At 66.2% G+C, this 21,086-nt stretch carries 19 protein-coding genes and 1 pseudogene; 12 read left to right on the top strand and 8 right to left on the bottom strand.

Going from position 1 to position 21,086, the window contains the following annotated elements:
* Positions 1–52 precede the first annotated feature (52 nt).
* From OP497_RS06995 to OP497_RS06975, 5 genes and pseudogenes are all read left to right on the top strand, one after another.
* Complete coding sequence (locus tag OP497_RS06995) at positions 53–721, top strand: alpha/beta fold hydrolase (protein ID WP_280547446.1); 669 nt, start codon at positions 53–55, stop codon at positions 719–721.
* A 17-nt stretch (positions 722–738) separates the two neighbouring features.
* On the top strand, positions 739–1,671 hold the full coding sequence (locus OP497_RS06990; protein ID WP_280547445.1) for a prenyltransferase: 933 nt from the start codon (positions 739–741) through the stop codon (positions 1,669–1,671).
* Positions 1,672–1,764: 93 nt separating this feature from the next.
* Positions 1,765–1,920 (top strand): annotated as a pseudogene (locus OP497_RS06985) (tryptophan synthase subunit beta); the annotation flags it as partial.
* Between the two features lie 118 nt (positions 1,921–2,038).
* The gene (locus OP497_RS06980) at positions 2,039–3,379 is read left to right on the top strand and encodes a diguanylate cyclase (RefSeq protein WP_280547444.1); all 1,341 of its coding nucleotides are present in this window, start codon (positions 2,039–2,041) and stop codon (positions 3,377–3,379) included.
* A gap of 88 nt (positions 3,380–3,467) precedes the next feature.
* Positions 3,468–3,686, top strand: coding sequence for a hypothetical protein (locus tag OP497_RS06975; RefSeq protein WP_133635369.1), 219 nt, complete (start codon positions 3,468–3,470; stop codon positions 3,684–3,686).
* A 70-nt stretch (positions 3,687–3,756) separates the two neighbouring features.
* On the opposite strand, the gene OP497_RS06970 is transcribed toward OP497_RS06975, so the two are convergent.
* Positions 3,757–5,169: a PhoH family protein gene (locus OP497_RS06970; protein ID WP_280547442.1), complete on the bottom strand. Its 1,413-nt coding sequence runs from the start codon at positions 5,167–5,169 to the stop codon at positions 3,757–3,759.
* On the opposite strand from OP497_RS06970, the gene OP497_RS06965 reads away from it, so the two are divergent.
* A complete protein-coding gene (locus OP497_RS06965) occupies positions 5,153–5,392 on the top strand; it encodes a hypothetical protein (protein ID WP_280547441.1) in 240 nt (79 codons plus the stop codon). The genes OP497_RS06970 and OP497_RS06965 overlap by 17 nt on opposite strands.
* A 1-nt stretch (position 5,393) precedes the next feature.
* On the opposite strand, the gene OP497_RS06960 is transcribed toward OP497_RS06965, so the two are convergent.
* The 6 genes from OP497_RS06960 to OP497_RS06935 all read right to left on the bottom strand — a co-directional run bounded on the left by OP497_RS06960 (position 5,394) and on the right by OP497_RS06935 (position 12,092).
* Positions 5,394–6,428, bottom strand: a complete 1,035-nt coding sequence (locus OP497_RS06960) for a patatin-like phospholipase family protein (protein ID WP_280547440.1) — start codon at positions 6,426–6,428, stop codon at positions 5,394–5,396.
* A gap of 82 nt (positions 6,429–6,510) precedes the next feature.
* The gene (locus tag OP497_RS06955; protein ID WP_280547439.1) at positions 6,511–6,963 is read right to left on the bottom strand and encodes a nitrite reductase (NAD(P)H) small subunit family protein; all 453 of its coding nucleotides are present in this window, start codon (positions 6,961–6,963) and stop codon (positions 6,511–6,513) included.
* Between the two features lie 45 nt (positions 6,964–7,008).
* The gene (gene nirB, locus OP497_RS06950; RefSeq protein ID WP_280547438.1) at positions 7,009–9,585 is read right to left on the bottom strand and encodes a nitrite reductase large subunit NirB; all 2,577 of its coding nucleotides are present in this window, start codon (positions 9,583–9,585) and stop codon (positions 7,009–7,011) included.
* Positions 9,582–10,868 carry an FAD-dependent oxidoreductase gene (locus tag OP497_RS06945; RefSeq protein WP_280547437.1) on the bottom strand — a complete coding sequence of 429 codons (1,287 nt, stop codon included), beginning with the start codon at positions 10,866–10,868 and terminating at the stop codon, positions 9,582–9,584. The genes nirB and OP497_RS06945 overlap by 4 nt, the downstream gene beginning before the upstream one ends.
* Positions 10,869–11,346: 478 nt before the next feature.
* Complete coding sequence (locus tag OP497_RS06940) at positions 11,347–11,496, bottom strand: hypothetical protein (RefSeq protein WP_280547436.1); 150 nt, start codon at positions 11,494–11,496, stop codon at positions 11,347–11,349.
* Positions 11,493–12,092 carry an ANTAR domain-containing protein gene (locus OP497_RS06935; RefSeq protein WP_280547434.1) on the bottom strand — a complete coding sequence of 200 codons (600 nt, stop codon included), beginning with the start codon at positions 12,090–12,092 and terminating at the stop codon, positions 11,493–11,495. The genes OP497_RS06940 and OP497_RS06935 overlap by 4 nt, the downstream gene beginning before the upstream one ends.
* 376 nt (positions 12,093–12,468) lie before the next feature.
* Here OP497_RS06935 and OP497_RS06930 point away from each other — a divergent pair, with 376 nt between their 5' ends.
* From OP497_RS06930 to OP497_RS06905, 6 genes are all read left to right on the top strand, one after another.
* Positions 12,469–15,222 (top strand): nitrate reductase, encoded by a 2,754-nt coding sequence (locus OP497_RS06930; protein WP_280547433.1) that lies wholly within the window; start codon positions 12,469–12,471, stop codon positions 15,220–15,222.
* A complete protein-coding gene (cobA, locus tag OP497_RS06925) occupies positions 15,179–16,105 on the top strand; it encodes a uroporphyrinogen-III C-methyltransferase (protein WP_280547432.1) in 927 nt (308 codons plus the stop codon). Before OP497_RS06930 ends, cobA begins: the two co-directional genes overlap by 44 nt.
* Positions 16,106–16,557: 452 nt before the next feature.
* Positions 16,558–17,733, top strand: coding sequence for a hypothetical protein (locus OP497_RS06920; RefSeq protein WP_280547431.1), 1,176 nt, complete (start codon positions 16,558–16,560; stop codon positions 17,731–17,733).
* A 108-nt stretch (positions 17,734–17,841) separates the two neighbouring features.
* Entirely contained in the window at positions 17,842–18,270 is a 429-nt protein-coding gene (locus tag OP497_RS06915; RefSeq protein ID WP_280547430.1) for a hypothetical protein, read from the top strand.
* 109 nt (positions 18,271–18,379) lie between these two features.
* Positions 18,380–19,024, top strand: coding sequence for a C39 family peptidase (locus tag OP497_RS06910; protein ID WP_280547429.1), 645 nt, complete (start codon positions 18,380–18,382; stop codon positions 19,022–19,024).
* A 60-nt stretch (positions 19,025–19,084) separates the two neighbouring features.
* Complete coding sequence (locus tag OP497_RS06905; protein ID WP_280547427.1) at positions 19,085–19,738, top strand: hypothetical protein; 654 nt, start codon at positions 19,085–19,087, stop codon at positions 19,736–19,738.
* Between the two features lie 138 nt (positions 19,739–19,876).
* Here OP497_RS06905 and OP497_RS06900 read toward each other — a convergent pair whose 3' ends face one another.
* Positions 19,877–20,986 carry a transporter gene (locus OP497_RS06900; RefSeq protein ID WP_280547425.1) on the bottom strand — a complete coding sequence of 370 codons (1,110 nt, stop codon included), beginning with the start codon at positions 20,984–20,986 and terminating at the stop codon, positions 19,877–19,879.
* Positions 20,987–21,086 lie beyond the last annotated feature (100 nt).

Here is a 21,086-nt window from a genome sequence, read left to right as displayed (position 1 = left end):
GTAGGGTGTCGGCTTTTGACCGCCTCCATTTACTGGCCCTGGAATCGATGCCATGAGCAACCCCGATGAACTGATCATCGAGCCGCGTAGCGGCAGACCCGCCGATGCCTGCGTCATCATCCTGCACGGCCTCGGGGCCGACGGTAGCGACTTCGAGCCTCTGGTGCCGGCACTTCCGTTGCCCACCGACGATGCCGTGCGCTTCATCCTGCCCCATGCGCCCCGCCTGCCGGTGACCGTCAACGGCGGCATGGTCATGCCGGCCTGGTACGACATCAAGGAGATGAGCCTCGACCGTCAGATCGACGAGCCCCAGCTGATGGCCTCTGCCGAGCGCATCCAGGCCCTGATGCGGCAACAGATCGAGCACGGTATCGACAGTCGTCGCATCATCCTGGCGGGCTTCTCCCAGGGCGGTGCGGTGGCCTACCAGGCGGCCCTCTCCTTCGAGGAGCCGCTGGGCGGCCTGCTGGCACTCTCCACCTACTTCGCCACGCCCGATAGCATCGAGCTCTCCGACGCCAATCGGGGCCTGCCCATCGAGGTGCACCATGGCAGCTTCGACCCGGTGGTCTCCGAGTCACTGGGCAAGGCCGGTTATGAGCAGGTGCGCTCGCTGGGCTATCCAGCGCACTATCGTCGCTATCCCATGGCCCATGCGCTCTGCCCGCAGCAGATCGGTGACATCGGCCGCTGGCTTGCCGAGCGACTCGCCCACTGAGCGGTGTCGTCCGCCCCATGACGGCGACCACGTCCCCGGCCACCGGGCTGCACGCCTGCTGGCGCAGTGTGCGCCCTGGCTTTCTGGTGCTTTCCCCCCTCTGCGCGGGCCTGGCGGTGACCACCGCCTGGCAGGATGGCCACGCCCCCGAGGGACACGCGATCCTGCTGGTGCTGCTCGCCGCGCTGTTGGCCCACGCCGCGGTGAACCTGTTCAACGAACATCACGACTTCGTCAGCGGCCTGGATGCCACCACCATCCGCACGCCCTTCTCAGGCGGCAGCGGCTCGCTGCCCCAGCACCCCGGGGCGGCGGGGGCGGTGCGGCGCGCCGCCTTCGCTTGCCTGGCCGGGGTGGTGGCCATCGGGACCTGGTTCCTGTGGCGCTCAGGTCCGCTCATGCTGCTCTACGGGCTGCTCGGCATGGCGCTGGTGGTGGCTTACACCGGCTGGCTGACTCGTTGTCCCTGGCTCTGCCTGGTAGCGCCGGGGATCGGTTTCGGCACCCTGATGGTGGTGGGCGCGAACCAGGCACTCACCGGGGCTTTCTCCGCTACGGCCCTGGCCGCCTCGCTGGTACCGACCCTGATGGTCAGCGCGCTGCTGCTGGCCAACCAGCTGCCAGACATCGAGCCTGACCGCCGGGCCGGGCGGCACCACCTGGCCATCGTGCTGGGGCCGAGGCGCGCGGCGCGCCTGGTGGCGGTCCTGGTGCTCGCTGCCTTCGCGGTGGTCCCGCTGGCCTGGCTGGGCGGCTGGTTGCCTGCCTGGGCCTTGCTGATGTGGCTGGCCGCCCCCGTGGCCCTGCGGCTGGCGGTGGGGCTCTGGCGCCTGCCCGGCAAGCTGGCCGCTGGCGATCCCTCGCCGCTGCTGCCGTGGCTGGGGCTCAATGTCGCCCTGCTGCTGGGCAGCCTGGCGCTGCTCAACCTCGGGCTCTGGCTGGCGGCCTGAGGCTTCAGCGAAGGTCGCCTCGACAGCGTCGAGAGGGCGGGGCAAGATGGCAGGCCGTTATTCCGCATGCCGTCAGGACCAAGACCATGAGCCCTTCCGGGCATCATCCCGGCCCTGGAGAGTGCCCACGCCGTGGCCTGGGCCATGCGCGTGGCACCGACCCTGCCGGCCGACCAGCATATCCTGGTCAACCTCTCCGGCCGTGGCGACAAGGACGCCGATTACGTGGCAGATCGGCTGAAACTCTAGTCTCTAGTCGGACGTAGGCAGTTTTCGCTGTGTCGCCTGCCATCCTGGAGTAGGGTAAGGGAATGGGGGCGGGATACCCCCTTCCGAAACCGATGCGGGGATCCCCAAGGTGTGGGGCATGGCGCGAATCAGGGACAAGTGGCGAACATGGAGATCGCACAGGGGGAAGCAGGAGCCGCTGGCCGAGGCGCTGCTGGACTGCTTCCCGGGCGTCGTCATGCTCATCGATGCGCACGGGGTCATCCTGCGCGTCAATCCGGGCTTCGAGCAGCACAGCGGCCATCCGGCTGAGGCCCTGCTCGGTCGCCGCATCACCTGCCTGGACGTGACCCCGCTGCACGGCGCCATGAGCCATGCCCTGGCCCACTGCGTCGCGCGCCGCCGGCCCTGGCGGGGTGTGCTACTGTGTCGCCGCGCCGACGGCCGGCTGATCCACCAGGATGGCGTCTTCCAGCCCCTCGGCGCGTGCCGGGACGAGCCGCTGCGACTGCTGGTCACCCTCCACGACATCACGGCACTGCGCCAGAAGGCGCTGCACGACCACGCCCTGCTGGAGCGTTTCCAGGGGACCCTCTCGCGGCTCCCGGGAGTCGTCTTCCAGCTTCGCCAGGACACCCGGGGTGGGCTCGGTTTCCTCTATCTCAGCGATGGGCTGCGGGCGCTGGCGGGCCTGTCGCCGCACTCGGTGATGGACCGCGCCGATACGCTGCTGGAGCGGATCCATGCCGAGGATCGGGGCGCCCTGACCACCTCCCTGGCCCAGTCGGCGGTGAGCCTGGAACCCTGGGGGCTGGAGTTCCGCCTCGAGACGGCCGACGGCGTTCGCTGGCTAGAGGGCCGGGCAAGCGCTTCGCGCCGCCGTGACGGCATCACCCTGTGGGACGGCCTGCTGATCGACATCACCCCGCGCAAGCAGAAAGAGCAGCGCACCCAGAAGCTGGTCAGCACCGACATGCTCACCGGGGCGCTCAATCGGCGGGCCTTCTTCGACTTCGGCGAGGCGGTGCGCGCGCATGCCGCCCGCCAGGGCCGCTCGGTGCCCCTGGCGATGCTCGATATCGACCACTTCAAGCGCCTCAATGACACCCATGGCCATGCTGTCGGCGACCTGGCCCTGCAGACCTTCGCCACGACCTGTCGTGACTGCCTGCGTCCTTATGACCTCTTCGCCCGCATCGGCGGCGAGGAGTTTGTCGTGATGCTGGTGGACACCACGCCCGACGAGGCCTGGGGGGTGCTCGACCGACTGCGCTCCGCCGTGGAGGCGATCGAGCTCGAGGTGGCGGACACCACGCTGCGGATCACGGTAAGCCTGGGGCTGGCGGTGCTGCCGCCCGAGGGCAGCCTGGACCTGGCGCTGTCCCAGGCCGACCAGGCGCTCTACCGGGCCAAGCATGAGGGGCGAAATCGACTGGCCGGATCGCCGAACTATCCCTGGATCCGCAAGGATACCCGTTGATGACGGGGCGGGTGGCTGGAGAATCGCGGGCGATATCGGCAGGATGGGTACCATCCACAATCCACCACGCAACACGAGGAGCATTGCCATGTCCCTGTCGGAAGACTTTCGCCTGCCGGTCGCCTGCCCCAGCTGCGGCAGCCATCTGATGCGCGTCTCACAGGTCAAGAACCCCGATGACCAGGTGCACTGCGCCTCCTGCCACCGCTTCATCTGCCTCTGGCATGAGGCCCAGACGGTGCTGAAGAAGGGCCCCGGCAGCGAGAGCGAGGCGCTGATCGAGAAGGCGGTCAACCGCGGTTCCTGACGGCACGGGACGAGCCGGGAAGCGTCGAACGAAGGGCCGGGCCCGTCAGGCACCGGCCCTTGTGCGTCTGCTAGAGCAGTTCCTCGCCGGCAAGGGCCAGGCGTGAGCGCTCGACGCTCTTGAGGGTGACGTGGCCGGCATGGGGCCAGTCGCGGAAGTGCTGGACCACCGTTGCCATGCCGCAGGTGTTAGCGGTCAGATACGGCGTATCGATCTGCCCGACATTGCCCAGGCAGACGATCTTGGTGTTGCGCCCGGCGCGGGTGATCAGCGACTTGAGCTGCTTGGGGGTGAAGTTCTGGGCCTCGTCGATGATCAGGAGGGTGTCGTTCAGGGTGCGCCCGCGCATGAAGCCGGGGGCGCGAATCTGCACTCGCGAGCCGAGCAACTGGCGAGTGGCGTCATGGTTCCAGGTGCTGCTGCCGTCGTGCTCGTCGCGCAGTAGGTTGTCCATGTTGTCGTGGAAGGCGCCCATCCAGGGCGACATCTTCTCCTCCTCGGTGCCCGGCAGGAAACCGATGTCCTCGCTCATCGAGATCGGGGCTCGGGTGAAGACGATGCGTTCGAAGCGCTTGGTGTCCAGGGTCTGCTGGAAGGCGGCGGCCAGGGTCATGAAGGTCTTGCCGGTGCCCGCGCTGCCGGCGATGGTCACCAGGTCGATGTCGTCGTCCATCAGCAGGTTGAGGGTGAAGTTCTGGCGGCTGTCGTGGGCATGGATCCCCCAGACGCTGGTGCCGTGGCGGTAGTTGGTGAGCAGCTCGAGGTGGGCATGCCTCGGCCCTACCTCGCGCACGATGGCCTCGAAGCTGGCGCCGTTGTCGCTGTCGGAGACCAGCATGCCGAGGTGCCATTCGCGGGGGATGTCGCCGGCGAGGCGGTAGACGACCCTGTGATCGTGGCGAACGACCTTGACGTCCACCGCCAGGCTGTCCCAGAGCCCGCTGCCATCGTGGCCGGCATCCGGATAGATCCGGGCGCCGTCGATCATGGAGTCGCTGTCCTCGAAGGCGCGATCGGTAAGGTAGTCCTCCACCGGCACCCCCAGCGCGGCCGCCTTGACCCGCAGGTTGATATCCTTGGTGACGAGTATCACCGAGGCGTCCGGTCGTTCGTCGTGTAGCCGACAGGTCTCGGCCAGGAGGCGGTTGTCGGGGCTCTCCTCCAGGGGATCAAGCGGTTTCAGATTGGTGTAGCAGAGCAGGCGCAGGCGGCCCTGAGGGCCGGTGAGTCGGGGGATGGGAATACCGTCGCGGATCTGGTCGATATCGACGTTAGCAGTGAGGTCAGACAGGGTGCGGCTGACCTGGCGGGCGGTGCGGGCGATCTCACGGATGCCGTTCTTGTGCTTGTCGAGCTCCTCGAGCACGGTCATGGGGATGACCACCTCGTGCTCGTCGAACTGATAAAGGGCGGCAGGGTCGTGGATCAGGACATTGGTGTCCAGCACGTAGAGACGGGTGGCCTTCTTGTCGATGCGTACCATCGGCGCAGTTCTCCTTGTCGTCATAGTGTCGACACTGACGGCGCTCGATGTCAGCGATGTGACAGGCGCGCGCGGTGTCGTCCCGCTCGATGCGACGTTCACCTCCTTTGCTGTGGCCCTGCCTGGTGGGATATCTCTCGAATGGCGAAGTGCCATCCTGCTCGATCCTGAACGGTGCCTGGTCATGTTGCAACGCAATATTACGGTGGACCCTCAACGCTGACTCAGCGAGTGGCCTCGATCTCCTGGTAGATGCGTTCCACGTCCAGGGTGGAGCGCTGGCCCAGGTCGTCGAAGTGCTCGGCGAGCCAGGCCTCGGTGGTCGCGCGCCCCAGCTCATGCAGGTGGCAGAGGAAGGCCCACTCGGCATTGAGCTTGCTGGAGACGGAGAGGTGAGCCAGCGGCTCGTCGCCACTGAGGTGGTGGAGCCGGGCCTCCCCGTAGCAGCCGATGTCGATGTCATGCTCGCCGAGCAGCTTCTGCAGCATCACGATCGTGCGCACCTCCTTGATCAGGGCGGAATTGAAGGTGATCTCGTTGAGGCGATTGAGGATGTCCGCGGCGTTGGTCGGCACCTCCTGGCGATACATGGGAGTGATCTGCACCACCAGGATGTCTCCTGCGCTGCAGTCGTGCAGCAACGGCGAGAGCGAGGGATTGCCCATGTAGCCGCCGTCCCAGTAGGCCTCGCCGTCGATCTCCACCGCCTGGAAGACTGTGGGCAGGCAGGCCGAGGCCATCACCGCATCGAGGCTCATCTCCTCGCGGGAGAAGATCCGTTGCTTGCCGCTGCGCACGTTGGTCGCGGTGACGAAGAGCTTGAGGTTCTCGCAGGCCCGGACCCGCGCGAAGTCGACCCGTTCGGCGACGATGTCTCGCAGCGGATTGAAGTTGAAGGGATTGAAGTGGTAGGGCGAGACCAGCCGGCTCATCAGGTCCAGGGCGATATAGCCGGGGGAATGATCGAGGCTCCAGTTGCCGGTCAGCACGTCCAGCGGCGCACGGCGCACGGGGCTCGCCATGCCGGCTCGGCTGACGGCCCGCCAGAAGTCGCGCAGGGCCACGCGGGCGGTGGATTCGTCGCCGCGGGTCAGGGCATCGGCCATCACCACGCCGTTCATGGCGCCGGCACTGGTGCCGCTGATGCCCTCGATCTCGATGCGCTCGTCCTCGAGCAGACGGTCCATCACGCCCCAGGTGAAGGCGCCATGGGCGCCGCCACCCTGCAGGGCCAGGTCAATCTGTCTTTTCTCGCTCATCTCCGCTCTCCCGGTGCTTCATGATGCTGCGTCGCATCACACTATCAGCATATCGGCCGAGGCGGGGAGCGGCCAGCCAACCTCAGGCCCGGATCATCACCCTGTCCTCGTGGAAGCTCACCGCCCAGGTGCGCAGGCGCAGGCCGGGGTTTTCCAGACACTGGCCGTCTGTCAGCCGGTAGTGGTGCTTGTAGAGCGGCGAGGCCACCACCGGTTGGCCCTTCAGGTCGCCGACGATGCCCCGGGCGTTGACGTTGGCGCCGGCGATGGGATCGTGGTGGTCGATGGCATAGAGCTCGCTCTCGTGGCCGGCCTCTCCCGGCGTGTTCGGGCCGGGTAAAGTGCCTTCCGGCGTGTTCGGGCCGGCTGGCTGCGGCGTGTTCGGGCCGCATGGAATATAGAAAATGGCCACCTGAGCGGGGCCCTCGGCGGTTTCCACCCAGGCGGCGACGCCGGAGAAGGGCACCAGGTCGGCGCGGTGGCAGAGGCGTTGCCAGGTCTGGGTCATGGGATTGGTCGCGGTAGCGGTCGTCATGGATAGGTATCCTTTTGATGGGTGCTCGGTGGGGTCACATGAGGATCAAGCTGGACGGAGCTGGCCGCGCTCGCTGGTCATGATGATGTCCGGGTCGGGGCGGCTGTCATTGACGAAGCTTCTGAAGCGCTTGAGCTTCTCGGGGTCGCCGATGGCATTGGCCCACTCGCACTGGTAAGTGTCGACGACGGCCTGCATCTGGCTTTCCAGCTCCTCATTGATGCCCAGGCTGTCTTCGAGCACCACCGCCTTGAGGTAGTCCAGGCCACCCTCGAGGTTCTCGCGCCATACCGAGGTGCGCTGCAATCGGTCGGCGGTGCGCACGTAGAACATCAGCAAGCGGTCGATGGTGCGGATCAGCGCCTCGTCGTCGAGGTCGGTGGCGAATAGCTCGGCATGGCGCGGGCGCATGCCGCCATTGCCGCACACATACAGGTTCCAGCCGTTCTCAGTGGCGATCACGCCGATGTCCTTGCTCTGGGCCTCGGCGCACTCGCGGGTGCAGCCCGAGACACCGAACTTGAGCTTGTGGGGCGAGCGCAGCCCCTTGTAGCGGTGCTCGAGCTTGATCGCCATGCCCACGCTGTCGGCCACGCCGTAGCGGCACCAGGTGTTGCCGACGCAGGACTTCACGGTACGCAGCGACTTGCCATAGGCGTGGCCGGTCTCGAAGCCCGTCTCGATCAGCTCGCCCCATATGTCCGGCAGGTCCTCCAGGCGGGCGCCGAACAGGTCGATGCGCTGTCCGCCGGTGATCTTGGTGTAGAGGCCGTATTTCTGCGCCACCTGGCCCAGCACCACCAGTTTGTCGGGGGTGATCTCCCCGCCGGCGATGCGCGGCACCACCGAGTAAGTGCCATTCTTCTGCATGTTGGCCATGAAGGTGTCGTTGGTGTCCTGCAGCGGGACATGGGCGGCGTCGGTGATGGGCTCGTTGAAGCAGGAGGCGAGTATCGAGGCCACCGCCGGCTTGCAGATGTCACAGCCTAGCTTCGGGGCTGATGAAGAGCCTGGCTTCGGGGCTGATGAAGAGCCTGGCTTCGGGGCTGATGAAGAGCCTGGCCGGTGGGTGTCGGGATTGCCGTGCTTGTCGATCAGCTCGCCGAAGGTCTTGATGCCCTCCACGCGGACGATGTCATAGAGCCCCTGGCGGGTGTGGGCGAAGTGCTCGCAGATCGACGGGTCGACCTCCACGCCGCGGGCCTCGAGTTCGTGGTCGACCACGCTCTTGAGCAGCGCCGCACAGCCGCCGCAGCCGGTGCTGGCGCGCGTCTCGCCCTTGACCGTGGCGAGGTCGCTGGCGCCGGCATCCAGGGTCGCGCAGATGTCGCCCTTGGTGACGTTGTGACACGAGCAGATCGTCGCGGTCTCGGGCAGGGCATCGGGCCCCAGGGTCGGCGCGCCTTCGTTCGAGGGCAGGATCAGCGAGGCGGGTTCCTCGGGCAGCTCCATGCGGTTGGCGTAGTACTGCAGCAGGGTGTCGTAGACGCCGTTGTCGCCCACCAGCATGGCGCCGACCAGGCGCTTGCCGTCGCTGGAGACCACTAGCTTGCGGTACTCCTGCTTGAGCGGGTCCAGATAGCGGAACATCCGCGCCCCCGGGGTCTGGTTGCCATGGGCATCGCCGATGGCGCCCACGTCGACGCCGAGCAGCTTGAGCTTGGTCGACATGTCGGCGCCGCGGAAGCTCTCGCCCTCGCCGCCGAGCAGGGTGTCGGCCGCCACCTTGGCCATCTGGTAACCGGGGGCCACCAGGCCGAAGATGCTCTGGTTCCACAGCGCCACCTCGCCCACGGCCAGTATCGCCGGGTCGCTGGTCAGGCAGCGGTCGTCGATCACCACGCCGCCCCGTTCGCCGACCTCCAGGGCGCAGTCGCGAGCCAGCTCGTCGCGGGGACGGATGCCGGCGGAGAACACGATCAGGTCGGTCTCCAGCACCTTGTCGTCCTGGAAGACCATGCGGTGCGCGGCGTCCACACCGTCTTCGATGCGCTGGGTGGCGCGGTCGGTGTGCACCTGCACGCCCAGTGCCTCGATCTTCTCGCGCAGCAGTTCGCCGCCCTCGGCGTCGACCTGCATGGGCATCAAGCGTGGGGCGAATTCCACTACGGCGGTGTCCAGGCTCAGGCCGCGCAGGGCATTGGCCGCCTCCAGACCCAGCAGCCCGCCGCCCACCACCACGCCGGTGGCGGCGTTTTCGGCGGCGCTGCGGATGGCGTCCAGATCATCCAGGGTGCGGTAGACCAGGCAGCCGTCGCGGTCGTTGCCGGGAATCGGCGGCACGAAGGGGAAGGAACCGGTGGCCAGCACCAGGCGCTCGTAGGGGATGCGGCCCTCGGTGGTGACCACCTTGCCGGCGTCGCGGTCGATGGCGGTGACCGCCTCGGCGAGACGCAGTTCGATGCCGTGCTCGGCGTAGAAGTCGCCGGTGGAGAGCGCCAGGGACTCGGCGTTGCGGCCGCTGAAGTACTCGGAGAGATGCACCCGGTCATAGGCCAGGTGGCGCTCCTCGCCGAACACGGTAATGGCGTAGCGCTCGGTGGCGCCCTGTTGGACCAGCTGCTCGACCAGGTGGTGGCCGACCATGCCGTTGCCGATGATGATGAGACGTGGCTTGTTCATGCGGCCTCCTTCTGGGGGTGGGTCCTTGATGCGTGGGCGTCGAGCAGGGCCTCGGCATCGGCCGCGCCGAGCAGCAGGGCCTGCCGACAGGGGCCGAGGTCGCGCCCGGCCTGGGCCTGGGCGAAGTACCAGGCGCCCATGGCGGTGTCGCCATAGAGCACGGCCCCGTCGATGCGGCCGTTGCGCAGCAGCAGGCGGCGATAGTCGCCCTGCTCGGGGTCGTGGTAGCTGAGGACCTCGTGGTGGTCGTCCGGCGCGGTGGGGCCGAAGGCATAGAGCGACACGCCGCTGACCTTGAGCTTGGTGGCGCTGGGGGCGTCCTCGTAGCCCGCCACGGCCTCGCCGCACAGGTAAGCGGCCAGCACTTCGACCTGGTGCCAGATCGGCTCCACGAGGCCATAGGTGGTGCCCTGGAACTGGCAGCACTCGCCTAGGGCATGGATGGCCGGGTCCGAGGTGGTGAGGAACCCGTCGACGACCAGGGCGCGGTCGGCCACCAGGCCGGCGCCGCGTCCCGGCTCGACGTTGGGGGTGATGCCGGCGGCGACAACCACGCAGTCGGCCGGCAGCCGGCGGCCATCCTCGAGATGCACCGCGGCGACCCGGCCGCCGCCGCCGTCCTCCAGGGCGGCCAGCCGCGCGTCGGTGTGAACCGCCAGGCCGCGACCGGCGAGCTCGGCCTCCAGCAGCTGGGCGGCGGTGGCGTCGAGCTGACGGTTCATCAGCCGCGATGAGCGCTGCAGCACGCTGGTGGCCATGCCCTGCTTGCGTAGCCCCTCGGCAGCCTCGAGACCGAGCAGGCCGCCGCCGACGACCACCGCCCGTCCGCCAGTCCCGGCCGCCGCCGCCAGCGCCTGGGCATCGTCCAGGTCGCGGAAACCGTGCACGCCGTCGAGGCCGATGCCAGGGACCGCCGGCAGGGTCGGTCGCGAGCCGGTGGCCAGCACCAGGCGGTCGTAGTCGATGACGTGACCACTCGTCAGGGTGAGGCGGCGGGCCCGGCGATCGAGGCCCTTGACCCGCTCGCCGAGTACCAATGTCACGCCCTGCTCGGCGTACCAGTCGGCCTCGCGCAGGGTCAGGGCCGCGCGATCCATCTCGCCGGCCAGCCAGGGCGAGAGCAGGATGCGGTTGTAGGCCGGGGTGGGCTCCGCGCCGACTACGGTGATGCGGGCCGGTCGTCCGGGGTGTCCGGCCAGGGCCTCGACCAGCCGATGGCCGGCCATGCCATTGCCGACGATCACCAGGTGCTCGATCGGTGCCGGGGAATGTCGGTGACTCATCGCTTCACCTCTCTCGCGAACAGGCGCGAACAAAAAAAGACGCCTCGACGCTGCCCGACATCGGGAAGCGCGGAGACGTCTTCGTCATTGAATGGCGCGATCGCCATTGATCGCGGCTTTCCCGTTACCATCAAGAATCTGGCCAGCTGACCATGAAATCTATATTTCTCCTTTATTTCCAGTGCAATAGAGTCACGTCTTTCCGGCTTCCAGTTCGCCTTGTTCTGGCGGGGTTGCACATCAGTGGTGCGTGGTGGCGTCGAAATGCACGGGGCTGTAGCACTCCTCCTGGGTGCGGCGATCCAGGTGCCGACCGTTAGCCTGCATGTACCGGGCGATGGGCTCGGCGAAACGGCCGGCGGCCTCGGGGCGCAGCACCGCGGCAGGGGCAAGCCGCTGTCGGCGGGGTCCTCTGTGAGGCGGGCGCCGCTGGCGCCTGCCAGGTCAGGCGACAAGGTGAGGGTATTGCCGCTGCGGCTCAGGGTGATGGGCGCCAGGATCTCGCAGGGCGCTCGCCCCAGCCCAGGCTCATGGCCAGCGGCAGGGGCGCAAGCATATGGGCGCCATCGAGCAGAGGGATGAAACCCAGCGTCAGGCGGGTGAGTTCCGGTGAGGGTGTGGCGGTCATGAGAGCGGCCCCTTCTGCAGGCGTTCGAGAATATCGATGACGCTGTCGGCCACCTCGGCGATCCGCTGGCCACGGTCCATGGCCAGCTTGCGCAGCATGCGATAGGCCTGATCCTCGTCGCAGTCCTGGTGCTTCATCAGCAGCCCCTTGGCCCGCTCGATGCGTTTGCGTTCGACCAGCTGGTTGCGCGCGCGATCGAGCTCCTGGCGCATCGACTGGAAGGCATCGAAGCGGGTGATGGCGACCTCGATGATCGCCTTGACCCGGCCGGGGAGCAGGCCGTCGACCACATAGGCACTGACGCCGGACTTGAGGGCCGCCTGCATGGTCTCGGGGTCGTGCTGGTCGGCGAAGAACACCACTGGGCGCGGGTTCTCGCGATTTAGCAGCGCCATGCTGTCCAGGGTGTCGCGGTCGGGGGATTCCATGTCGATGATCACCACATCGGGCTGGTGGCAGGCGACCCTCTCGTTGAGGCTCGCCGGGCTGGTCAACCGGCAGATGACCCGGTGGCCCTGGCGGGTCAGGGCTTCCTCGATCATGGCGGCGCGGACGACCTCGTCGTCGACCAGCAGGATCTTCAGGGGTGGTGGCATAGGGTGTGTCGCTCGTGGCTCGGCTTCTGATGGCAGCAGTGCTGCAAGATGCATTCCAGACTCGGCGTTACCCGTCGCACGGGGCCCGGCGGCCCTGGGTCGTGTCCGCTAGGCGGCCGATATGGTCCAAAATGGTGCAGGTGAAGCCGATGGCGCCCCTGGCATGGTGCAGGAGGCGAGGGCGCGGGGCCTGATTCCGTACCCAAGCCGCCAGGTGCCAAGGAGTAGGGGCTTGCTGGCACGGGGATTGCTTGATTCCCCCTTATCAGCGGGGAGGCACTGTGTCGCCTCCCCATCACGGCAACGACGCCCACCGCTGGATTCCCTCGGGAATCGCGGTGGGCGTCGTCGTCTGCAGTCCTGAAAGGAGGTCGAGATGCATCAGGCCCGAACCACCTGTCCCTACTGCGGCGTCGGCTGCGGCGTGCTGGCGCGGCTCGAGGGCGACCGTCTCACCGGGGTGGACGGCGACAGCGACCACCCGGCCAACTTCGGTCGGCTGTGCGTCAAGGGCTCGGCACTGCACGAGACCCTGGGCGATCACGGGCGGCTGCTACGGCCCCGGGTCGATGGCGTGGAGGTCGACTGGGATACCGCCCTCGACACCGTGGCCGAGCGGCTCCAGGCAACCCGCACCGCCCATGGCGACCAGGCCGTGGCGGCCTATCTGTCCGGGCAGCTACTCACCGAGGACTATTACGTCGCCAACAAGCTCTTCAAGGGCTTCCTCGGCACGCCGCACCTGGATACCAACTCGCGGCTGTGCATGGCCTCGGCGGTGGCGGCCCACAAGCGTGCCTTCGGTGCCGATGCCGTACCCTGCAGCTACGAGGATCTCGAGGAGGCGGAACTTGTGGTGCTGGTGGGCGCCAATCTGGCCTGGAACCACCCGGTCCTCTACCAGCGGCTGCGTACCGCCAAGAGCCGCAATCCCCTGATGCGGGTGGTGGTGATCGACCCGCGGGTCACCGACAGCTGCGAGATCGCCGACCTCTACCTGGGTGTGGCACCGGGCAGCGATGCGCGGTTGTTCAACGGCCTGCTGGCCTGGATGGCCGACCAGGGCAAGCTCGACCGGGTCTACCTGGAGAAGCACACCCAGGGGCTGGACGAGACCCTGGCCGCGGCGCGGGGGGACGATACCACGCTGGAGGCCATCGCCGCCGACTGCGATGTCGATGCGGAACGCCTGGAGACCTTCTTCTACTGGTTCGCCAGCCAGCTGCACGTGGTGACGCTCTTCTCCCAGGGCATCAACCAGTCCTCCAGCGGCACCGACAAGGCCAACGCCATCATCAATTGCCACCTGGCCGGCGGCAAGCTCGGCCTGCCCGGCGCCGGCCCCTTCTCGATCACCGGCCAGCCCAATGCCATGGGCGGCCGCGAGGTGGGCGGCCTGGCCAACCAGCTCGCCGCCCACATGGACTACCACACGCCGGGCGCCCTCGACCGGGTGACGCGCTTCTGGACCACTGACGGCCTGGTGCCGACCCTGCCCGAGGGACCGGGCCACAAGGCCGTCGAGCTGTTCGCGGCAATCGAGCGCGGCGAGCTCCGGGCCGTATGGATCATGGCCACCAACCCGGCAGTGAGCCTGCCCGATGCCAACCGCGTGCGTCGCGCCCTGGCACGTTGCCCGCTGGTGATCGTCTCCGAGTGCGTGGCCGACACCGACCTGCTGGCCTATGCCGACATCGTGTTGCCGGCCACGGGCTGGTCCGAGAAGGACGGTACCGTGACCAATTCCGAGCGGTGCATCTCGCGCCAGCGAGGCCTGCTGCCGCCGCCGGGAGAGGCTCGCCACGACTGGTGGATCATGGTCGAGGTGGCCAGGCGCCTGGGCGTCGGCGAGGCCTTCGCCTACCGGCACCCCGGCGAGATCTTCGACGAGCATGCCCGCCTGTCGGCCTTCGAGAACGCCGCCGAGAGTGCACGGCTCTTCGATATCTCGGCGCTGGCCGGCCTCGATCGTGCGGCCTACGACGCCCTGGCCCCCATCCAGTGGCCGGTGACGGCCGACGCCCCTCACGGCACCGCCCGGCTGTTCGAGGATGGCCGCTTCGCCACCCCGGATGGGCGAGCCCACTTGGTCCCGGTGCGGCCTCGCGGCCCCGAGCAGTCGCTCAGCCCGGCCCGTCCGCTGCGGCTCAATACGGGCCGAGTGCGCGACCAGTGGCACACCATGACGCGTACCGGCCGGGCTCCGCGGCTGATGAACCACCGTGCCGAACCCTTCATCGAGGTTGCACCGGAAGATGCCGCTGCCCAGGGCATCGAGGACCAGCAGCTGGCGCGGCTCTCCGGCGCCGGCGGCGACTACGTCGGCCGGGTGCGCCTCTCCCGGGCCCAGCGTCGCGGCGAGCTCTTCGTGCCCATCCACTGGACCGACCAGTTCAGCGGCACGGCTCGGACGGGAGCGCTGTTCGAGGCCCATCTCGATCCCGTCTCCGGCCAGCCGGAACTCAAGCAAGGCGCGGTCGCCCTCGCACCGCTGGCGGCCAGCTGGGAAGCGACCCTGCTGGTAGCGAACGACCTGACACTGGGTGGCGAGATCCGTGGTGATGTCGCCTACTGGGCGCGCATTCCCCTGAGCCATGCCGAGCGCTGGCAACTGGCCGGTCACCCGGGGGACGCACCGGACTGGCGGACCTGGCTGGCGGCGTATCTGCCGACCGCGCCGACGCTGTGGAGCGAGGATCCGGATGGCGGACGGTGGCGCGCCGCCGGCATCGCGGAAGGGCGCCTGCACTGGTGGCTGATGGTGGGCCCCCCCGCCGAGCTGCCCGGCCTGGCCTGGCTCACCGAGCGCTTCGCCGAAGCGGCCGGGGGCGAGGGGCTGGACGCCGGACGCCGGCGCCGGTTGCTCGCAGGTTGCGACGATGGGGCCGGCGATAGCGGTCCGCTGGTCTGCAGTTGTCACCAGGTGGGGCAGAGGGCCATCGTCGCTGCCATCCGAGAGGGGGATGCCAGCGTCGAGACGCTGGGCGCCCGACTGGCCTGCGGCACTCAATGCGGCAGCTGCATTCCCGAACTCAAATCCCTGATCGAAGAAAGTGCCGAACCACGTGCCGAAGAGGAGGGGGCCCATGCGTTCGCCAAGACGCAACCCAACACCATCGATGTCGCTTGAAGCATCGGGCATGGCGGGCAGGCTGCTGGCACGCCTCGCCCAAGGGGCAGGCCGCTGGCTCGCCGAGCGTTTCGGCAGTGCAGCGCGTCCCGCGGATGGGCCGCGGGATGGCGATTGCCGTAACGGCAGCGTCTATCTGGTGGGGGCCGGCAGCGGTGCTGCCGACCTGTTGACCCTCAAGGCCGCGCGGTTGCTGACGCAGGCCGATGCCGTGGTCTACGACCGCCTGGTCGGTGATGAGGTGCTGGCGCTGATTCCCGTCGGACGGGAGCGCTACGACGTGGGCAAGGCCCGCGGTCACCATAGCGTACCCCAGGCCGAGATCGGCGAGCTGATGGTCAGGCTGGCGCGTCAGGGCAAGTCAGTGGTGCGCCTCAAGGGCGGGGACCCGGGCGTGTTCGGGCGCATGGGGGAGGAGCTCGCCGCCCTGGGCGAAGCCGGTGTCCCGGTCGAGATCGTGCCCGGCATTACCGCCGCCTCGGCGGCCTGTGCCGCCATGGGCATCCCCCTCACCGACCGCGCCCATGCCCAGCAGTTGCGTTTCGTCACGGCCCAATGCTGCCGGGAAGACGCTGAGCCCGACTGGGCCTCGCTGGCCCGCCGGGACGAGACCCTGGTGTTCTATATGGGGCTCAGCAAGGTATCGGCGATCTGCGACGGGTTACGCGGGGCTGGGCTCCCCGACGACTGGCCGGTGATGCTGGTGGCCAATGCCAGCCTGCCCGAACAGCGCTCGCTGGTCGGGAACCTCGCGGACATGCCGGCACGGCTCGCCGCCGAACCCTTGCCCTCGCCCTGCCTTATCGTGGTGGGCAGCGTGGTGCGGATGGCGGCAACTCATCCGCTGCCGTGTGATTCGGCTCTCGAGCAGCACCTCTACTGATCTTCTTCAGGCTTCGCAGCCAGAGACCAGCTGCACTGGCTTCTTCTGTCGCCAGCCTTTAGCCAGTCGACCGATTGTCGGCTCGGTCTTTTTTCGATACCGGACTGTAACGCTACCGAGTCACTTCATGTGATGTTGGTAGTGGCTTGTTTCTGAAGAGAATGCACGGCATTCCAGGTTTTCTTACCGATCTAGTGTTTCACCGATGAGGCACTAACCATTCAGTTACAAAAGGCCGCTGCAATGCCTCCACTGATGGGGAAGTGGCTGGCATTTATAAATTTTCCTTTTTTACAGTCAATTACATCCAGGGGATTCTCAGCTGGCACGGATCATGCTGATGGGTTGGTGACTGCGAGCAGGAAGCGTCATTCAAGGGTCCAGACGTGAACGGTTGGGGCGATGGCGCGAGTTCGCAGGCTGCAGCAGACACAACAAATGGAGACATGATCATGAAAAAGTATCTCGTAGTAGCGGGTACCCCTCTGCTGGCCATGGTAATGGCCATCTCCACGGCGCACGCCAACCCGAGCGTTGGTGCTGCCGATGATGTAGATCAGGATGTGACCTCAACGGCCACCGCGACGGGGGGCGCCAGTGGCAACGCCAATGGTGGGGCCGGATTCGGTCTGGGTCTTGCCGGTGGTGGTACCGGTGGCAATGCCGATGGCGGAGATGATAACTCCGATGGTCTCTTCGGCGGCGGTGGTGGTGGTGCTGGTGGTACCGGCGGAGCCGGCACCGGTGGCTATGCTGCCGGATCTGGCGCTGGCGGCACGGGAGGCTCCACCGGCCGTGGCGGTGACGCCTGGGCCATGAGCGAGTCCTACAACACCTCTACCAGCGTTATCTCCATGCAGGAGCTCAACTCCACCGTGGTTGGTTCCGGTATCAACATCAACGGCGCCCGGGGTGCTACCGGCGCGACCGGTGGTGCTGGTGGCGGTGCGCTTTCCGCCAATGTGGGCATCGGTGTCGGCGGTAATGGCGGCAATGGAAACGGTGGCTCTGGCGGCGGTGCTGGTGCCTTTAGCGGAACCGATGCCTCGGGTGGCGATGCCGGCGGTATCGGGCTCGGTGCTGGCTTAGGTGGTGGTAGCGGCCAAGGCGGAGGCGTAGGAGGAACATCAGCTGGCTCCGCTTCGGGTGCCAATGCAGAAAATGACGATGCCGGTGATGGGGGCTTCCTGGGAGCAGGCGGCTCGCAGAATGCTGCTTCCGATTCAGGCTCCGGCGCCAACGCAAGTTCCGGTAATGGTACTGGTGGAGCAGGTACTGGCACCGGTACTGGCACCGGCACTGGAACTGGCACGGCCACAGCCGGCGCCGGTGGTTCCGGTGGTGATGCTGGTGCTGTAGCCGGGAACGGCGGCAACGGTAATGGTGGCGGCGGTGGGGGTGGCAGTGCCACCACCGGTGATGCCTATGCCTATGCCGGCAACGGCGGTGCAGGTGGCAACGGCGGCAATGGCGGCGGTGCCAGCCTGGCTACCGGTGCGGCCAACGTGTCCGTCGCGGCCGGGGTGTTCGGTGGCATCAACAACATGAACGTGTCCACCGGCCTCTACAACTCCCAGGTGTCCGGCACCAACGTCGCGGCTCACAGTAATGTGGGCATCGGCAACTGATGATCCGGGGCGCATGACGCGCTCGCAAGAAGCGGGAGCTGGTGGGGGCAACCCCACCGGCTCCCTTGATGAACTGTCCCTATGGACCGGATATCGGGAGTCAAGGCCATGAAGGTGTCATCAGTCAGTTCAACTCTCTCAACTTTACCCCGCCGACAACTGCAGTTGATGGCTATTACGTTCGCCATGGTGCTGATCACCTTCGGGGCGGCACAGAGCCAGGCAGATGATGGCTCTGCGCTTCAGGAAGATGGCTTCGCCGCGATGGAGCGGATGAACCTGGAGGAAATGGGTAAGGCCAGGGCCAGGGAGGGAGGTGCGATCGTCAACCTCACTACGGTAAAAAGCGTCCAGAACCTGAAGGCCTCGGTAACGGATACCTCCTTCGATATCGGTGGCGATATGGTCTCGGGCAACATCAGTTTCGCCCCCGATGCGTTGGGGAGCTATAGCGGTACGGGAATCTTCAGCGCCGTGACCGGCAACGGGAATTCCATCAACAATGCGGTGGGCATCAGTGTCTTTATCGCCAACTGAGCCCCTATCGGGTTCGGATACCCGATTTCCAACCAGGGGAAGACGTGCCATGAAACTCACGAGGCAACTCTGCTGCAGCATGGCATCACTCGTTCTCATGGGGAGTTCTATGGCGGCCCTTGCCGGACAGGTGGCTATTGCCAATCGTTTCGGCAGCTTTCAGGTCGAGGCCAAGAGCCTGCAGGAGAAGGGCTGGGACAGGGTGATACGGCAGCAGTATGACTTCAGCTGTGGGTCCGCGTCCGTCGCGACCCTGCTGACCTTCCACTATCAGCGTGAGACCACCGAGGCAGCGGTCTTCGAGAGCATGATCCGTGCCGGGGATGCCGAACAGATCCAGCGCCATGGCTTTTCCATGCTGGACATGAAGCGTTACCTGGATGCCCAGGGGCTCAATGCCGATGGATTCAGGATCAGCCTGGATGACTTCATTCGCATCGGGGTGCCGGCCATTACGATGGTGGACACTGGAGGCTACAAGCATTTCGTCGTCGTCAAGGGCATCGATGACGACAATATCCTGGTGGGCGATCCCGCGGCGGGTACCCAGGTGGTGCCGAGGGAGCACTTCGAGTCCCTGTGGAACGGCACGGTGCTGGGGGCGCGCGGGGAGATCGAGATCGCCAGGAACAACTTCAACCATGAGCAGGATTGGGCCGTGCGCCCCGACTCACCGCTGGCAAGAGGCGTGAGCCGCTCCAGCATCGGTGCCAGCCTGCTGACCCTGCCTGCCAGAAATGAGATGGGCCGGTGATGAGGAGATGCGAAGATGCTGTCTCGCGCTAGGAGTATTCATGTAAGCCGGGTGTGTTGGGTGGGCGCCCTGCTGGTGTTGGTTGCCGCCGAAACCCCGGCGGCCTCACCGGCGGCAAGTGACGCCTGGTTGAATGAACAACGGTCACATTACCTGAGTGATCAGGCAGCCGCGAGACTCTATACGGAGGTTTCGCTGTCGTCCGCGACGCGGGATGATTTCCATCGAGGGACGGTCATCGCCGATGCTGAACTCGATCAGATGCGGGCGGGGTTCAATATCAGTGGGCTCGATGTGGATTTCGGGGCCAGGTTGCAGACGATGATCGATAATAGCATCGAGCTGGTGTCGGTCGTGAACTTCACGAAGGCGGGAATGGACCTCGTGTCCCAGACATTCCGTGATCCCTCCAGGTCAGCCAGGCAGGTGGGGGGCGGTACAGGACTCTCAGTAACCGATGTGACCCCCGGTGGTGTCGACCTCTCGGGCCTGGCGGACTTTTCCGGCATTACCCTGAACGATCACAAGGGTTTCACGGCGGCCCTGCACAATATCACGCGCAACGCCATCGTCAGTGGTGTGGTGAGTAATGCCTCCGGGCGGGATATACAGCAGCGGATCAATATCGACGTTCGACTCAGCAATATCGGGGCACTGAGGGCGGCCAAGCAACGGGCCTCCATTGTTGACTCCTTCTCGGGAATCCTGCGCTGATAGGTATGAGTCATCTGCCAAGCTCGTATTATCGCACGAGAGGCGCTTTTGGACTGGAAGAGGGCATGGTGGAAGATGATATTAGGAATATGACGCGACGGCTGCCGATTTGGCAGCCGCCTTGGTTTATGGGCTTGGTTAGAACACATTCATGCCGATGGGCATGCGAAGGGTCAGGGTCGTGTCCGGGGCATCCTCGGTGATGCCGAGTTCCAGGCCCAGGTTGACGGAGACATCCGGATTCAACTGGTAGGACCAGCCGAGCAGCAGGGCGCCGACGTTCAGGGTGCTGGAACTGACGCGAGTGGTGCCCCCGGTGCTGTTGTCGACATATTCCGTCTCGGTCTTGCCGATGAAGTCGTTCTTGTAGCCCAGTGTGAAGGAGGTCCTCGGGTTGATGGAGTAGGCCATGCCAAAACTCAGTCTCACGGCATCCCCGGGATCCACATCGCCGATAAAAATGTCGTTATCATTATCATCAGTCAGTCGCTGGTCCACGTTATCTTCCAGGTGGAAGACATAGCCCAGGTTGGCAAAGTAGACGGCCGGGGCGGAGGGGAGCAGCATAGTGATGCTGGGTTCGATGGAGTGGAAGCCTGTGCCGGTGGATAGCTCAAGCGGGTTTCCGGCGCTGTTGCGACGGATATCGAAGGGACCCTCGCCGGTGGTGCTCTTGTAGCGCAGGTTGCCGATGAAGTAGGGCATGCCATCGAGACCACGGTTGAACTGGTAGTGCGCAGCCACCTCTATATCGCCCAGCGCATCATTGGATAGTTCTCGGTCCAGAGTGAAAACATTGTCCCCGCTTTTGTCGGTTTCGATCGGAACGTTCACCCTTTCCGACTCATCCCGATACACGTAGGGCACCTTCATCTCGAGTTCCAGGCGGTCGGTAAAGCCCAGCCGGCCGGTCAGCGAGGCCGTGTAGTTGTCCCGGTCGACATCCTGTGCCGTGAACACCCCGATCAGCAGGGTGCTCAGAACGCTGACCCCCTCGAAGGTCATGCGGTTGATGCTCTCGTGGGAGTACTGGAATTCCGGCTCCAGTACCAGCCTGCCCTTGGGCGTCAGCACGCCGCCGTATTCCGCCATGGCCTGGACATCTGGCTGGACCTCCCGCTCCTCGGGCTCTTGGCCAACCGGCTGGATCTGCGTGTCCTGTGCCGTCTGCTGGGCCAGAACGGGCGTGCAGCCGATCACCGATAGCATGCCGGCCGTGTAGAGGATGCTCGTGGCTCGTGAACTCATGGTTCCCTTCCTTTTCTTCTTGCTTGAGTAGTGCCTCGTCCCCCGGGAGAGACATGGTCCGATTTCGATCACAACGCCCCTGGCTAACATGAATAGGTCT

The sequence above is a fragment of the Halomonas sp. 11-S5 genome (assembly GCF_029889825.1).
In the GTDB taxonomy this organism is placed as follows: Bacteria; Pseudomonadota; Gammaproteobacteria; order Pseudomonadales; family Halomonadaceae; genus Halomonas.
The sequence above is the reverse complement of the archived record's forward strand: the minus strand, read 5'-3'. Positions and strand labels throughout refer to the sequence as shown.